Source organism: Acinetobacter sp. BZX-2, from assembly GCF_055179795.1.
The window spans coordinates 369160-385037 of the sequence record NZ_CM143686.1 but is presented as its reverse complement, the minus strand read 5'-3'; the positions used below and the strand labels follow the sequence as shown (position 1 = coordinate 385037).

General features: G+C 39.7%; 12 protein-coding genes. 1 reads left to right on the top strand and 11 read right to left on the bottom strand.

The genetic code is table 11. The features are described from left to right. Positions 1 to 9 precede the first annotated feature (9 nt). Positions 10 to 393, top strand: coding sequence for a Na+/H+ antiporter subunit G (locus ACY45D_RS01755; protein ID WP_463109397.1), 384 nt, complete (start codon positions 10 to 12; stop codon positions 391 to 393). An 87-nt stretch (positions 394 to 480) separates the two neighbouring features. On the opposite strand, the gene ACY45D_RS01750 is transcribed toward ACY45D_RS01755, so the two are convergent. The 11 genes from ACY45D_RS01750 to ACY45D_RS01700 all read right to left on the bottom strand — a co-directional run bounded on the left by ACY45D_RS01750 (position 481) and on the right by ACY45D_RS01700 (position 15842). Continuing rightward, a complete protein-coding gene (locus ACY45D_RS01750; protein WP_463108194.1) occupies positions 481 to 1371 on the bottom strand; it encodes a metal-dependent hydrolase in 891 nt (296 codons plus the stop codon). Between the two features lie 300 nt (positions 1372 to 1671). Next, entirely contained in the window at positions 1672 to 3093 is a 1422-nt protein-coding gene (locus tag ACY45D_RS01745) for an FAD-dependent oxidoreductase (RefSeq protein WP_463108193.1), read from the bottom strand. 72 nt (positions 3094 to 3165) lie between these two features. After that, positions 3166 to 7641 (bottom strand): glutamate synthase large subunit, encoded by a 4476-nt coding sequence (gene gltB / locus ACY45D_RS01740; protein ID WP_463108192.1) that lies wholly within the window; start codon positions 7639 to 7641, stop codon positions 3166 to 3168. Positions 7642 to 8065: 424 nt separating this feature from the next. Continuing rightward, entirely contained in the window at positions 8066 to 8935 is an 870-nt protein-coding gene (locus ACY45D_RS01735) for a hypothetical protein (RefSeq protein WP_463108191.1), read from the bottom strand. A 17-nt stretch (positions 8936 to 8952) separates the two neighbouring features. Then, positions 8953 to 10032, bottom strand: coding sequence for a 3-dehydroquinate synthase (gene aroB / locus ACY45D_RS01730; protein ID WP_463108190.1), 1080 nt, complete (start codon positions 10030 to 10032; stop codon positions 8953 to 8955). Between the two features lie 36 nt (positions 10033 to 10068). After that, entirely contained in the window at positions 10069 to 10611 is a 543-nt protein-coding gene (gene aroK / locus ACY45D_RS01725) for a shikimate kinase AroK (protein ID WP_029574407.1), read from the bottom strand. A 36-nt stretch (positions 10612 to 10647) separates the two neighbouring features. Continuing rightward, positions 10648 to 12798, bottom strand: coding sequence for a type IV pilus secretin PilQ (pilQ, locus tag ACY45D_RS01720; RefSeq protein ID WP_463109396.1), 2151 nt, complete (start codon positions 12796 to 12798; stop codon positions 10648 to 10650). Positions 12799 to 12863: 65 nt separating this feature from the next. Then, the gene (locus ACY45D_RS01715; RefSeq protein WP_463108189.1) at positions 12864 to 13394 is read right to left on the bottom strand and encodes a pilus assembly protein PilP; all 531 of its coding nucleotides are present in this window, start codon (positions 13392 to 13394) and stop codon (positions 12864 to 12866) included. Continuing rightward, positions 13391 to 14140, bottom strand: a complete 750-nt coding sequence (locus ACY45D_RS01710; RefSeq protein ID WP_463108188.1) for a type IV pilus inner membrane component PilO — start codon at positions 14138 to 14140, stop codon at positions 13391 to 13393. The genes ACY45D_RS01715 and ACY45D_RS01710 overlap by 4 nt, the downstream gene beginning before the upstream one ends. Continuing rightward, positions 14137 to 14784, bottom strand: a complete 648-nt coding sequence (locus ACY45D_RS01705) for a PilN domain-containing protein (RefSeq protein WP_463108187.1) — start codon at positions 14782 to 14784, stop codon at positions 14137 to 14139. Before ACY45D_RS01705 ends, ACY45D_RS01710 begins: the two co-directional genes overlap by 4 nt. After that, complete coding sequence (locus ACY45D_RS01700) at positions 14784 to 15842, bottom strand: pilus assembly protein PilM (RefSeq protein WP_120382686.1); 1059 nt, start codon at positions 15840 to 15842, stop codon at positions 14784 to 14786. Before ACY45D_RS01700 ends, ACY45D_RS01705 begins: the two co-directional genes overlap by 1 nt. Positions 15843 to 15878 lie beyond the last annotated feature (36 nt).

The following is a 15878-nucleotide window of genomic DNA, read 5'->3' as shown; positions in this document are numbered from 1 at the left end:
GATAATAATATGCAACTTATTATGGAAGTTATTGTTTCTTTCTTTTTAATCATAGGCGCATTTTTTACCCTTATTGGGGGGATTGGCATTGTAAAACTTCCCGATTTGTTTATGCGTTTACATGCGCCAACCAAGTCCAGTACTTTAGGATTGGGGAGTTTTTTGATCGCAGCCATGATTTATGCGGCATTTAATCACCGCTTTGGTTTTGCTGAATTATTAATTACCTTACTTGCCTTCATTACTGCACCTGTATCTGCAAACTTGATTGCCCAAGCTGCAATACATTTGCGTTTGCGCTCAAGATCTGGAGATGTACCTGAAGCTTTGGATCGACCATTACCATGGCAACGCCAAAAAGTGATCAAACAATTTAAAGATGGTAAATTTTAAGGATTTGGCATCCATATAAAAATAGCTGCAATATAAAGCCAATGTAAATCATTGGCTTTTTGTTCATTTCATCAAGCACACAAACCATTAGCTATATAGCTTTGGATGTATTTCTTCTTGGAAGCTTTCCATACCATATTCATCTGCCAATTTTTCTTTCCAATACGCTACGATTTTACTGTAATCAATTTCATCAGGATGAAAGTCAGCTTTGTAATAAGATAAATATTCAGGAATCAATGAAACCAACATCTTTGAAATCATGTAAATACCATACAGATTCTGTGTCACTTTCGGTACACTCTTTCGCCAATCCTGCATAAACAAACGCGTTGCCGAATAAAAAGTTAAACTTGCAAAACCTGTAGTTACATTACGCATGACTGTTCGACGTGTCCGATCATCCTTATAAATGGCTTGGTAGACATCAAAAGCCACCGCACGATGCTCTATTTCCTCAATCGCATGCCACACCCAAAGCTTGATTGCATCATCATCTAAAGTACTCAATACGTGTGGATTACGTAAAATATATCCACCCAATAAAGCAGTAAAATGCTCAAAAGCGCAGGTCACTGCCAACTGTAATTTTGGATGAACACTTTTAATAAAATCATCACGGCGCGCCAGCCACGCTTGAAAATTATCTAGGTTATAGTCATCACGACGCCATGCATCATTAAATTCTGCATGTGCTTTAGAATGCATCGCTTCTTGACCAATAAAAGCAGCAATCTGAGCTTGTAGCTTTTCATCGCTGATTTTATCACGCACATTGCGCACACTATGCACAAAAAATTGCTCGCCGATTGGAAATGTGGATGAGAGTGCGGTTAATAAGTGAGACATTACTGGTGAATTGGCAAAGAAATGTCTACGAATGGCTTTTGGGTTAAAGCTTGGTTTACGGACTTTAATACCAATGGCTTTTGGACGATTTAAATATGCTTTTTCTGCCGTCGCTTGAGCTACTGTCATAGGTTTAATCCTACATTTGTCTGAATATAAATCTATATTGGCAGAAACTATACATTTGTATATTGCAAAATAGATCTCAGAATGACCAGAATGCTCAGTTTGTCAAAAAAGCAATGATATGAAACTGCAAATACGCACATGAACAAATCAAAACTTAATGATTATTATCAACTTAGCTGTTTATTTTTATTTTCAATGTTATTCACATTTTGTCACTAAAACGACTGAGTATCCGATGAAAAACAAAGCCTGCATATTTGCAGGCTTTGAAAATAAGTTTTGAATACTTACAGTTTAGAATTAAACACCAAGGTAATCTAAAATACCTTCAGCAGCTTCACGACCTTCCCAAATCGCAGTAACGACAAGGTCAGAACCACGAACCATATCACCACCCGCAAAGATTTTTGGATTAGAGGTTTGGAATTTAAATTCTTGCTGTTCAGCTGCAATCACTCGACCCGAACCATCTAAACCAATATTTGCACCTGCAAACCAATCTGCTGGGCTAGTACGGAAACCAAAAGCAAGCAATACAGCATCTGCTGCTAAGACTTCTTCAGAACCCGGAATTGGCTCAGGGCTACGACGACCACGGCTGTCTGGTGCACCCAGTTGTGTCGTCACAACTTTAACACCCGTTACTTTGCCGTTCTCACCAATGATTTCAATCGGTTGGCGATTGAATTGGAATTCAACACCTTCTTCACGTGCATTCTTCACTTCACGACGTGAACCTGGCATATTTTCTTCATCACGACGGTACGCACAAGTAACTGATTCAGCGCCCTGACGAATTGAAGTACGGTTACAGTCCATAGCTGTGTCACCACCGCCCAGTACAATCACCTTTTTACCTTCAACACTGATGTATTCACTTGGATCTTTTTCCCAACCTTGCGTACGGTTAACATTGGCAATCAGGAAATCAAGTGCATCGTAAACACCATCAAAATCTTCACCTGCAAAACCGCCTTTCATATAAGTATAAGTACCCATACCCATAAACACAGCATCATAATCTGCAAGTAATTGATCGATAGTAATATCTGTACCAATTTCAGTATTTAAACGGAATTCAACGCCCATACCCGTGAAAATTTCACGGCGACGCTTCATTACATCTTTTTCCATTTTAAATTCTGGAATACCGAACGTTAATAAACCACCAATTTCAGGACGTTTATCAAATACAACAGGTTTTACCCCATTACGTACGAGAATATCTGCACAGCCTAAACCTGCTGGACCTGCACCAATGATGGCAACTTTCTTATTTGTCCACTTTACAGAAGACATATCTGGACGCCAGCCGAGTGCAAAAGCGGTATCGTTAATATATTTTTCTGCATTACCAATGGTCACTGCACCAAAACCATCATTTAGGGTACAAGCACCTTCACATAAACGGTCTTGAGGACATACGCGACCACAGACTTCAGGCAATGTGTTGGTTTGATGGCAAAGTTCAGCCGCTTGGAAAATACGACCTTCCGCAATCAACTTTAACCAGTTTGGAATGTAGTTATGTACTGGACATTTCCATTCGCAATATGGGTTACCACAGCCCAAACAACGATGCGTTTGGTTTGCTGCCACTTCCGCTGTGAAAGGTTTATAAATTTCCACAAACTCAGCTTTGCGGACAGTTAGATCTTTTTTCTCTGGATCTTGGCGTGCTACATCCAGAAATTGAAAGTCATTGTTTAGGCGCTCTGCCATGTCTCTCTCCGTGGGTAGGTGCGCACTGTTTATTTATCAGCTGCACCTGCCTATATATCTACAGTAGTGGAATTATTGTGGATCAGCTTGAGTTGTTTTCAACAAAGTCTGCAAATTCGCAGCTTTTGGTTTTACTAGCCAGAATTTACGACCATAGAAATCAAACTCATTGCGGATCTTATACGCCCAAGCACTACCTGTTTCTTTAATATGCTCATCTAAGATACGACCTAAGAACGCTTTGTGCTCTTCCATCGATTCTGTAGAAATACGATTTAACTCAATCAGCTCGTGGTTATAATGATCAACAAAGTCATTATCCAAATCAAGTACATAGGCAAAACCACCGGTCATACCTGCACCGAAGTTATGACCAACTTTACCCAGTACAGTCACAATACCACCAGTCATGTATTCACAACAGTGATCACCTGCACCTTCAATCACGGCAAATGCGCCAGAGTTACGTACAGCGAAACGCTCACCCGCAGTACCTGCGGCAAATAGTTTACCACCAGTCGCACCGTATAAACATGTGTTACCAATGATTGCTGTTTCTTGCGTCTGGAATGGTGAACCTTTTGGTGGGAAGATCGATACTCGACCACCTGCCATACCTTTACCAACGTAATCGTTCGCATCACCTTCAAGTTTGATATGCAGACCACCAGCATTCCAAACACCCAATGATTGACCCGCAGTACCTGTTAAATTCACTTTCACAGGATGTGCTTCCATACTCAAGTTGCCATAGCGTTTCGCAATCTCACCTGAAATACGCGCGCCGATTGAACGGTCACAATTACCTACAGTGAAATGATATTCACCACCCGTGCCTGCTTCAATTGCTGGAAGCATTTCAGCAATCATTTTTTCTGCAAGTACACCCTTGTCAAATGGAGCATTGCCCTGAACTTGACAATACTGCGCCTTACCTTCAGCAGATGGATGTGATTCAAGTAAAGCACTTAAATCAAGGTGTGCATGTTTTTCAGTTTCACCAGGAAGAACTTCTAACAAATCTGTACGACCAATCAAGTCTTTCAGTGATGCAACACCTAAAGCAGCTAACCATTCACGTGTTTCTTCCGCAATAAAGTGGAAGAAGTTGATGAGCATTTCTGGCTCACCAATGTAATGCTCTTGACGTAATTTATCTTGTTGTGTTGCAACACCAGTCGCACAGTTATTTAAATGGCAAATACGTAGGTATTTACAACCCAATGCGATCATTGGTGTTGAACCAAAACCGAAGCTTTCAGCACCCAAGATTGCTGCTTTCACAACATCTAGACCCGTTTTCAAGCCACCGTCTGTCTGTACACGTACTTTGCCACGTAAATCATTGACACGAAGTGCTTGATGCGCTTCAGAAAGACCCAATTCCCACGGAGAACCCGCATGGTGAATCGAAGACAATGGAGAAGCTGCTGTACCACCGTCATAGCCCGAAATTGTAATGAAGTCTGCGTATGCTTTTGCAACACCTGCTGCAATTGTTCCCACACCCGGCTCAGATACGAGTTTCACAGAAACCATGGCTTGAGGATTGACTTGTTTCAAGTCAAAAATCAATTGTGATAAGTCTTCAATTGAATAAATATCATGATGCGGTGGTGGTGAAATTAGTGTTACACCAGGAACTGAATAACGTAAACGTGCAATTAAGCCATTTACTTTACCGCCTGGTAACTGACCACCTTCACCCGGTTTTGCACCTTGAGCAACTTTAATTTGTAGAACTTCAGCAGACGTTAAATACGCAGGTGTTACACCGAAACGCCCCGAAGCAATCTGTTTGATTTTCGAGTTACGAATCGTACCGTAACGTGCAGGATCTTCACCACCTTCACCTGAGTTTGAACGACCACCAATCGTGTTCATTGCAATCGCAATCGCTTCATGTGCTTCAGGTGACAACGCACCTAAAGACATACCTGCAGAGTCAAAACGTGGCAAAATCTCTTCCACAGATTCAACTGCTTCCAATGGAATCGAATTATCAGTTTTTAACTTGAATAAATCACGAATCGTTGCAATTGGACGATTATTGACTAATTCCGCATATTCTTTAAAGTCAGCATAGTTACCTGAACGTACAGATTTGTGCAATGCATTAATGACATCAGGGTTAAATGCATGATATTCCTTATCGAAAACGAATTTTAATAATCCACCTTGTTCAATAGGCTTACGTGCTTTCCAAGCCAGCTCAGCTAATTTTTTCTGATCATTTTCAAGGTCAGCAAAAGTTGCACCTTTGATACGACTTGGTACGCCTGTGAAGCATTTATTGACAACTTCTTCAGACAGCCCCACCGCTTCAAATAATTGACCACCACGATAAGAAGCAACGGTAGAAATACCCATTTTCGAAAGTACTTTTAATAAGCCTTTTTCAATGCCTTTACGGAAGTTTGCTTGGGCATGGATTGGGTCGCCTAATAACTCACCTTTGGCAATCAAGTCATTGATCACGTCATAAGCTAAATATGGATAAATTGCAGTTGCACCAAAACCTAAGATCACAGCAAATTGATGCGGATCACGTGCAATCGCAGTTTCTACAATAATGTTAGCATCGGTACGCAAACCAACACTGATCAAGTGATGGTGAATCGCACCAGTCACCATCGCAGTGTTCGCAGGTAAATAACCTTCACGAATTTTTCTATCAGAAAGCACTAGTAACGTTTTACCGTCACGAATTGCTTGCGCAGCCTCTTCGCAAATACGTGTAATCGCCGCTTCTAAACCTTCAGTTTCAGCATAGTTCACATCGATATCAGCAATTTCGTAACCTTTACGACCAATGGTACGAATTTGGTGCATTTTCGAATTTGAAAGTACTGGGCTTGAAATAATCAAACGATCGGCATGTTCTGGGCTTTGCTCAAAGACATTTTGCTCACGACCTAGACACGTTTCCAATGACATGACAATCGATTCACGTAATGGATCGATTGGTGGATTGGTCACCTGAGCAAATTGTTGACGGAAATAATCCGTTACATGACGTACTTGGCGTGACAATACTGCCATTGGCGTATCATCACCCATCGAACCTACAGCTTCCTGACCACTTTCTGCGATAGGGCGAAGGAGTTGATCACGCTCTTCAAATGTCACCATAAACATTTTTTGAGCAGCTTTTAGATCATCACCTTTCAAACCTTGATCACACAAGTATTCTTCAAGCTCTGGGCTACCTTGTAAATGGACCGAATGTTCACGTAACCATTCACGATAAGGACGCATTTTTTTCAAATGGTTGCTAACGTCTTTAGTGTCTAGCATTTTGCCTGTGAATGTATCAACCACAAGGATTTGACCCGGGCCTACACGACCTTTAGACACCACATCTTCAGGCTCATAACCCCATACACCAATCTCTGATGCAAGCGTGATATAACCATTTTTAGTAATAACCCAACGAGCTGGACGTAAACCATTACGATCTAACATACAAATTGCATGACGACCATCTTGGATGACTAGACCCGCAGGGCCATCCCAAGCTTCCATATGCTTAGAGTTAAACTCATAGAATGCACGTAAGTCTGCATCTAAAGTTTCTACGTTCTGCCAAGCAGGCGGAACCAGCATACGCAATGCACGGAACAAGTCCATACCACCACCAACGAGGATTTCAAGCATATTATCCATACTTGATGAATCTGAACCTGTACGATTTACAATCGGATTAAGCTCAGTTAAACCTGGTAATAGTGGGTTTTCAAATTTAGGTGTACGCGCAGCAGCCCAGTTACGGTTTGCTGTAATTGTATTAATTTCACCATTGTGCGCTAAATAGCGGAATGGTTGCGCCAAAGGCCAACGTGGTAAAGTATTGGTGGAGAAACGTTGATGGAACACAACAATATGTGAATCCAAACGCTCATCTGCAAGATCTGTATAGAATTCTGCAATATATGCAGGCATCATCAAACCTTTATAACTAATCACTGTAGAACACAGTGTCGTCACATAGAAATATGGATCATTGGTAATTTGTTGCTCTGCACGACGACGTGCCATAAACAATTTACGGTTGAATTCTGCTTCTGTTACACCCATTGGGCAATTGACAAAAATTTGCTCAAATGCTGGTAGAGACTGCATTGCAATCGAACCCAATGCATCATTATTGGTTGGAACCACACGCCAACCAATCACACGACAACCTTCTTCTTCTATTTCTTTGGTTAAAATCTGTTTTGCATGTGCAGCTAATGCTGGATCTAAATTTAAGAATACAGTTCCAACAGCAAATATTTCACTCAGTGTAATATCACTAATTTTTTTCGCTTCTTCACGGAAGAATGCCTTCGGCATAGCCAAGAGCAATCCGCAACCATCACCGGTCTTACCATCTGCAGCAATACCACCACGGTGCGTCATACAACTTAGACTATGAATTGCGGTCTTGACCAAGTCGTGACTTGCATCACCTTGCATATGGGCGATTAAGCCGAAACCACAGTTATCTTTAAACTCATCCGGTTGGTATAAACCTTGAGCGGGAGCTACAGTGTTAGGCGATGGCATGTGCATAGCGTACCCTTCTTTCTACATAGGCCCATTAAGGGCGAAAAACATTCAAACCTTAAATTACGACTTTTCAGGCATTTTCGTAAGCTAGTAAACCACTTAGTTACAATGAAACACCAGTCTCTTTTCACTTTAATTGAAAAATTGTTTTACAATTTTCGCACTGTATTAAAGCACTTAAATAGACGAATATCGCACACCAATTGAATCATTTCGCGCCAAAATAGGGACAATTAACTCAATTAGCGCAACAATAAAGCAAAAAATATGCCAATTATTATTATTAGTCACCAAACTACTCAAATATATTAAAATAAAAGCCCTGCTATAAATTTACATAAATATTTAATCAATTTTTAAGCACCAATATTGGTCAAAAATAAGTTAATTACTCAAAATTGCACCATATTAGAGCTAAATATTAATTAAATGGATCACTAATTTCATGCTCTGCTGGCTTTTTCTCAGTAGAAGTCACGGCTGGATCTTTGGTCTTGTTCTGTGGTTGTGCAATTGTTGATTGTGATTTTTGTACATCAACAACAGTACCTGATTCATCGCGACGAGTAATTGTTGTTTGGGTGGTATTCTTCAGCGCAGTTGAACCCGTAATCGCAGCAAGCGCTGATTTTGCTTGAGCCAATAAAGACTCATCAATGACTGGAAGTGGTGCTGATTTTAATTTCACTTCATAAAGCTTATTTGCACCCATCATTTCATCCGATCCAAGATCATTAACCAAGGATGCATATTTTTCGAATTGAATCGCTTGAGGATGGATTGTATTGGGAAATTTAAAAGTCAGTTGTTTTAATTGTGCCTGAGCTTGATCATCATTGTTGAACACACCATAAACCAAAACATATTGTTCAGTTTGATTTTCACCGCTTAAACGAAAATAGATAAAGTTCTTACGATCGAGCTGCTTTTGTAAAAAGCCACGAATAATGTCTTCATCTGTGACTTTAAACAGCTCAACTGTCCATGCTTTCTTATTTTCTTGGAAGAATTTAGTCCCACGAAATTCAGCAGTATGATTCCCAGCAGTTACAACACGGGTTGTCATTTCAAGTGGGCGCACTTCATCCATCAAACTTCCCAAATGAGCAGATGCAGCAACTTTTTCAGGCTGAATCTGGACTTGCGTTTCACCAATTGGATTTGTTACCGTAACCAAATCTCTGGTATCTGTAATCGCCCAAAAAATCAAAGCAGCAAGGAGGCACAGCAATCCACCAATTAACCAAATATATTGTCGAATATTTTGCCAATTTGTACGAATTGCTACCATGTGAAACTAACCTTTTTCTATACTTGATTTGCTAAAATCGCTTGTTTCATCAATTCTACATCAAAATCTTTCGTGATAATCGCCTGACCAAGTTGCTTCAACAATACTAAACGAAGTTGCCCATTCAATACTTTTTTATCATGCGACATATACGCTAAAAATTCATCGAGTGGAATTTTAGGACATGCTACAGGCAATTGAGCGCGTTGTATGATTTTTTTTGTACGCTCTAAATCATTTTGCGAAATCCAGCCCATTCGACAAGATAAATCCGCAGCCATCACCATACCCGTTGCAACAGCCTCACCATGCAACCACACCCCATAACCGAGATATGACTCAATAGCATGACCGAAAGTATGTCCAAGGTTAAGTAAAGCGCGCTCACCTTGCTCTTTTTCATCATTTGCAACAATACGCGCTTTATGCGCACAAGAACGATAAACCGCTTCAGCGAGTAATTCAGAATCTTGTGCCACTAAACCATCGATATTGGTCTCTAACCAAACTAAAAATGCTTCATCGCCCAACAAAGCATATTTAATCACTTCAGCCAGACCAGCTGATAATTCACGTGCTGGTAAAGTTTTTAACTGAGCCATATCAGCCAAAACAACTTGAGGCTGCTGAAATGCCCCAATCATATTTTTACCTAATGGGTGATTAATCCCCGTTTTTCCACCTACACTTGAATCCACTTGCGACAATAAAGTTGTGGGCACTTGAATAAAATATACACCACGTTGGAAACATGCAGATGCAAAACCTGCCATATCACCAATCACACCACCACCTAAAGCCAGTACTGTACAATCACGATTAAAACCAGCCTCAAGCAAAGCATCAAAAATAAGATTTAAATGTTCAATGTTTTTATACTTTTCACCATCAGGCAATACGCAAACCGCAACCTGCTTACCCAACTGCTCAATCGCTTCCACATAATGTGATAAATATAGAGGTTGCACTGTAGTATTGGTGACAATCATGACCTGACGCCCATGGATATGAGACTCAAGTAATTGTTGTGGATTCAAATGACTACCAATAAAAATAGGATAGCGACGCTCACCCAGTTCTACATGTAAAGTTTGCATGGTTCTGCCAAATAATAAATAACGCTGATTTATGGATTAAACAATCTCTTTTGAAACAATAAGCTGCAGTATCTTCAAAGCCAAATCTCGCGCAGCACCCTGATTGGTTTCAATAATATAATGTGCAACATCTCGATATAGTGGATCACGGATTTTAAGCAAATCTTTTAATTTCTGCTCTGGATGCTCAACTTGTAATAAAGGACGGTTTTTATCTCGATGTGTACGTAATAATTGAATTTCCACAGGTGTGTATAAATAGATCACAATACCTCTATGCTTGAGATACTCTCGATTCATCACCTGAGTAACAGCACCACCACCTGTTGCGACAACTAAATTTTTCTTAGACGTTAAATCATCTATAACGATGGTTTCTCTTGTGCGGAAACCTTGCTCGCCTTCTTTCTCAAAAATCCAAGGGATTGATGCTCCAGTTTTTCGTTCTATTTCATGATCGCTATCTAAAAATTCACGACCTAATAGTTCTGCCAAATGCCGACCAACTGTTGTTTTTCCTGCTCCCATGGGCCCTACCAAATAAATATTTGGTAGGGTTTCAAACTCTTTGCTTGGCAAGGAGTCACCTATCGAATTGCTTTCATTGAAAGTATATTAATGATTTCTAGTGCGACTGTCATTAACAATTCTAGGTGTCACAAAGATTAATAATTCCTTTTTAGCATCTGATTTAACATCTTTTCTGAACAACCTCCCAAAGTAAGGAATGTCTCCCAAAAAAGGAACCTTGGTTTGGCTATTCTTAGTTTCTTGCTCAAAGATACCACCCAAAACAACGGTTTCACCATTATTAACTAGAACATTAGTCGTAATTTCATTCTTATTAATCGCAATATTTCCATCAGGAGTCGTTTGCCCAGGAGAATCACTTGTTACTAGAAGCTGCATTTGCACCTTACCATCGGGAGTAATACTTGGCGTCACATCCAGACTCAACAAAGCATCTTTAAACTCTGTTGTTGCCTTACCATCGTTATCAGTAGATCTATACGGTATTTGTTGACCAGAGGCCACTTTGGCTTTTTGCTTATCTGCAGTCATAACTTTTGGTGTCGAAATAATCTCTCCATAACCATCTGCTTGTAATGCGGATAACTCTAGGTCCAACATAAAATCAGACATACTAATCAAACCAAAAGCAATTTTACCTGCTGCATTTTCCACACCTAAATCTACATTCAAATTATCTGGACGTGTTATCGTATACTTACCATTTGTGTCTGGAGTCTTTAAATCCCATAGCGTTCGCTCACTACCACCGACTAACAAATCATTATTTTGATTAATTCCTTTAGACAGAATACCCCATTTCACCCCCATTTCTTTGGTAAAATCTGTCGTTGCACGAACAATACGTGCCTCAACCATGACTTGTTTTACAGAAACATCTAGCAAATCAACCATTTTACGAATTTGATCAATTTTCTGTGCCGTGTCCGTAATAATCAAGGTATTAGTTCTAGCATCAACTGTGACAGTTCCTCTAGGGCTGAGCAAACTACCCACATTATTTCCATAAGGATCTAAACTCCTTAGGTCTTGATTATTTGATCCTGTATTATTTGATCCATTGTTATTATTTTTAGAGTTTTTCCCTTCAGTGATCAATTTTTCAATATCTGTTGCTTTAGCATAATTCAACTGAATATATTCAGTTTGAATAGGCGCTAATTTCACACTTTGTGCTAAAGCTTTAGCCTCTTCCTCTTCTGCCTTAATCAATTCTGTTACTGGTGCAATCCAAATAACATTACCATTACGACGTTTATCGAGATTTTTGGTTTTTAAAACAATATCTAGTGCTTGATCCCATGGTACATCTTTTAAGCGCAAAGTAATATTACCTTGTACGCTATCTGAAGCCACCATATTAATACCAGTAAAATCCGCAAGTAATTGCAGTACGCGACGCACTTCAATGTCTTGAAAATCTAAAGATATTTTCTTACCTGTGTAGGATTGGCTAGCACTTGGTCGGGCTAATTTATTCTCAGCAGGACGTTTTAAGCTGACAGTCAACTTATTCTCAGCCTGATAAGCCATATATTCATAACTACCAGAAGACTGAATCGTGATTACACCATTTGCGCCATCGTTATAGGCATCCACAGATGATACTGGTGTTGCAAAATCATTGACATTTAAACGACGAATTAAATGTGCTGGAATTTTATTACCCAAGGTACGAATAACCACCTTACTACCCTGTTGTTGCACATCAATTGGCGTATTCGCTCCAGCCAAGGTTACAAAAACTTGACCTTCACCGACATTTCCTCGTTGAAAACCAATATCAGCAATCCCTTGTTGCGCTTGTTTTGTAGCAACAGGAGTAGAATACGTCGGTAACGCTGCTGCTTGGTTTGCACTATTCATTTTCAAAATAAAGGTGTTGCCTTCAACTCTTGTTGTAAAAGCCCCACTATTTTTTAAATTCACAGTTAAGCGTGAACGCTGATCATCAGCACTTACATCTACTGAAGATGCTTCTTCACTTGCTACTGGTATCGTTGTTTGCGTTAAATTTTGTTTTGCATTATCGAAATCCAAAATTAATCGAGATGGATTTTCCAATTGATATGCTTGGGGTTGTGGTGGCAAACCATTGAACATGACACGAATCTCAGTCCCCTGCCCAGGAATTTTCATTGGCACGATATTGGTCATCGTTGTTTGTGCTGTTGCAACTTGCATTACAGCAATTGATACAGCCGCCATAGTGAATTGACGAAGGTGACTATTCATAAATTGACCATCCCCACTAAACATACTTTTCAAACTATTTTTCATTTTTATTCCTTAATTCAGTTTCAATCCACTGGACCTATTAGAACCAAACTACGTGGTCGCTCTATATAACCGTCCCGACCATCTGGCACTATTTCTAATAAATCAATACGAGTAGGTGTAATCTCGATGATTCGTCCCTGATTCATCCCCATATAATTACCACGTTGTACGCGTTCAATTTCACCATCAGGCGTTTGAATTAAACCAACAATTTGTCCCGTGTTACCTTTCATACTACCTTTCAATGTCAAAGACTCCAAAGGGTAACTTTCAAGGGGTTGGGACTGTCTAGAAAAGTTCGGATAAACACGCTTACCTGACATAATTTTTAATTCATTTGCCAACGAACTTGGTAAAAAGGGACTACGCAACTGCTGAGCTGAATAATTAAAACTCGGAACGGGTGTAAATACAGGAGCAGGCTCAATCGGTAATGGTTGTTCATTCCTAATATTCGCCATTTGTTGATTTACGGCATCGATTCGAGAATCACAACCCACCAATAACGCAGCAAATGAGATCCCACAAATTATTTTATAAACCTTTTTCATTGTGGCTTCCCTCCTTGCGGTGGTGTCGTTGTACCAGGAGCAACATTATTTGTTTGAGCATTTTTTTGATTTTCATCGCTACCGACATAACGATAGGTTTTTGCTTTAATCGTATAATCGATGACAGGCACATCCGATTTCTTATCACTACTTGGTGTTCCAGTGATTGTAAAATCATGGAGTGTCACAATACGTGGCAACACTGCAATACTACTTACAAAACTACCAAATGAATGATAATCACCTGTCGCATCAATCGAAATCGGTTGCTCAATAAAGAACTCTTGCTTAACTTCAGGTTCCAATTTGATATTTTTAAATTTCAAACCAGAGCTCACGCCAGTAACGTTGATATCTTCAACCAAACTTGGAATTTCAGTTTCTTTCGGAAGTTGTTCTAACTGCTGAGTAAAGTTGATTTCCATTTGCTGTAATTGCGCTTGATATTGCTGCAAGTTTCTTAGCTTAGAATCTTTCTCTTTAAACTCATTCAATAAGTTTTGTTCAACCGTGCGAGCTTGATCAATCGAATCCAATTTAGGTTTAATCGCCAAGAAATAACCGATTGCACATACAACAAAGAATAAGAATAACCAACAGGTGATTTTGACGGATAAAGGCCAACTTCCATAGTTATTCATATCCAAGGTATTAAACTGTTGAAAAAATTTCTCAACTGTCATGCTGTTTTTCTTTGGCGCATCTTTGACGGATGAATCTATTTTTTCTAAATCTTCACGATTCATTTCGCACCCCCAGCAGCTGGAACTTGTTCAGCTTTATTAGCAGTATTTTCTTCTGTTGTGGATACTGCAATTTCCCCTAAATCCACAGTGACCACAAAACTTCCATACGACTCTTCAACGCGTGGAATAACAGATGTTGGTGTTTTATTTTTGTTTTCTTCTGCAGCCAAGAAAGAATTCATAAACGCATTACGATACCATTCTGAAGCTTCCAAACCACGCAGAAGCTCCGCAACTGTATTTGGACTCTCAGCTCGGCCTTCGATGGTAAATTTATCGCCTACTCGGCTAAACTTGGTCAAATACATTTGAGCAGGTGTAACGCGCACTAACTCATCAACCAAACGTACCGTTACTGGGCGCTGACCTTGTAAGCCTTGAATCAGCTTCATTCGTTCAATGATCGCATTACGACGCTCTTGCAAGCCATCCAACGTTTTTAATTGGGCATCCAAATTTTGGTTGGTACTGGTAATCAGTTGATTGGCTTGCTCTTGATCTTCCAATTTATGATCAAAATAGAACCAAGCGAGTAACACACTCAATAAACCAATGAGTGCAACCCCGATACAAATTGCAATAAATTGTTTTTTCCGCTGTTCTCTTAGCTCATCACGCCAAGGGAGTAAGTTAATCTTTGCCATTAATCAAAACTCCTCAAAGCTAAGCCGCACGCTACCATCAATGATGGCGCATCATTCTCTATTTTGTTTAAGTCAATTTGTGGAGAGAATCCCATTTGTAAAAAAGGGTTTGCAATAGTGACGCGGTAGCCTAGTTTTTGTTGTAATAATTTTGCCAACCCTGGAATGTTCGCATTCCCCCCAGCCAACAAAATATGGTCAATCTCATTAAACTGAGAAGATGAAAAAAAGAATTGCAATGAACGTGCAGCTTGTTGAACAACAGCTTCAAGAAATGGCATGAGCACTTCAGTTTCAAAATCATCAGGTAAAGTTCGATCTTTTTTAGCACGGCCTGCTTCTTCATAAGATAAACCATAACGATTTTGCACGTCTTGGGTTAATTGCTTCCCACCAAAAACTTGTTCACGTGTATAGATAATCTTGCCATTTTGCATCACAGAAAGTGTCGTCATGGTGTGACCGATGTCCAAGACACCCACCATGTTTGCACCAATCGGTAATGTATCTGAGAACACATCAAAAGCCCGTTCAATTGCATAACTTTCTACATCAGCAATTTTCGGGGATAGACCTGCAATTTCTAAGACTTCAATACGTGAATCAATATTTTCCGTACGTGTTGCAACCAGCAAAACATTGACGCGGTTTGAAACCGCTAATTTGTCTTGAAGAACCTCAAAATCCAAACTCACTTCATCCAATGGAAATGGAATGTATTGCTCTGCATCCATTCGAATCTGAACTTCCCGTTCTTCATCAGACATATCAGCATCCATTTCTATGACCTTATGAATCACCATAGACGTTGGAACTGCAACAGCTACATTTTGCGATTGAGGATTGGCAATATTTACTGCTCTTTCCAACGCATCAGCAACTGCTTCTGGATTGAGAATGTTTTTTTCAACAACACTCCCATCAAGCAAGGGGCTTAATCCATAGCTTTCAACCCAGTAACGACCGTTCTTAACAGAGAGTTCTAATATTTTTACAGAAGTAGAACTAATATCTACTCCTATTAACCCCTTATTTGGCTTACGATATAGTCTAAGCACGATACATTTCCTATTATTTTTTTATCCCCAATACAT

What these genes read in the sequence shown, in the direction of transcription:
- ACY45D_RS01755 (WP_463109397.1), top strand. Translation starts at nt 10, where the DNA reads ATGCAACTTATTATGGAAGTTATTGTTTCTTTCTTTTTAATCATAGGC.
- ACY45D_RS01750 (WP_463108194.1), bottom strand. Translation starts at nt 1,371, where the DNA reads ATGACAGTAGCTCAAGCGACGGCAGAAAAAGCATATTTAAATCGTCCA.
- ACY45D_RS01745 (WP_463108193.1), bottom strand. Translation starts at nt 3,093, where the DNA reads ATGGCAGAGCGCCTAAACAATGACTTTCAATTTCTGGATGTAGCACGC.
- gltB (WP_463108192.1), bottom strand. Translation starts at nt 7,641, where the DNA reads ATGCCATCGCCTAACACTGTAGCTCCCGCTCAAGGTTTATACCAACCG.
- ACY45D_RS01735 (WP_463108191.1), bottom strand. Translation starts at nt 8,935, where the DNA reads ATGGTAGCAATTCGTACAAATTGGCAAAATATTCGACAATATATTTGG.
- aroB (WP_463108190.1), bottom strand. Translation starts at nt 10,032, where the DNA reads ATGCAAACTTTACATGTAGAACTGGGTGAGCGTCGCTATCCTATTTTT.
- pilQ (WP_463109396.1), bottom strand. Translation starts at nt 12,798, where the DNA reads ATGAATAGTCACCTTCGTCAATTCACTATGGCGGCTGTATCAATTGCT.
- ACY45D_RS01715 (WP_463108189.1), bottom strand. Translation starts at nt 13,394, where the DNA reads ATGAAAAAGGTTTATAAAATAATTTGTGGGATCTCATTTGCTGCGTTA.
- ACY45D_RS01710 (WP_463108188.1), bottom strand. Translation starts at nt 14,140, where the DNA reads ATGAATCGTGAAGATTTAGAAAAAATAGATTCATCCGTCAAAGATGCG.
- ACY45D_RS01705 (WP_463108187.1), bottom strand. Translation starts at nt 14,784, where the DNA reads ATGGCAAAGATTAACTTACTCCCTTGGCGTGATGAGCTAAGAGAACAG.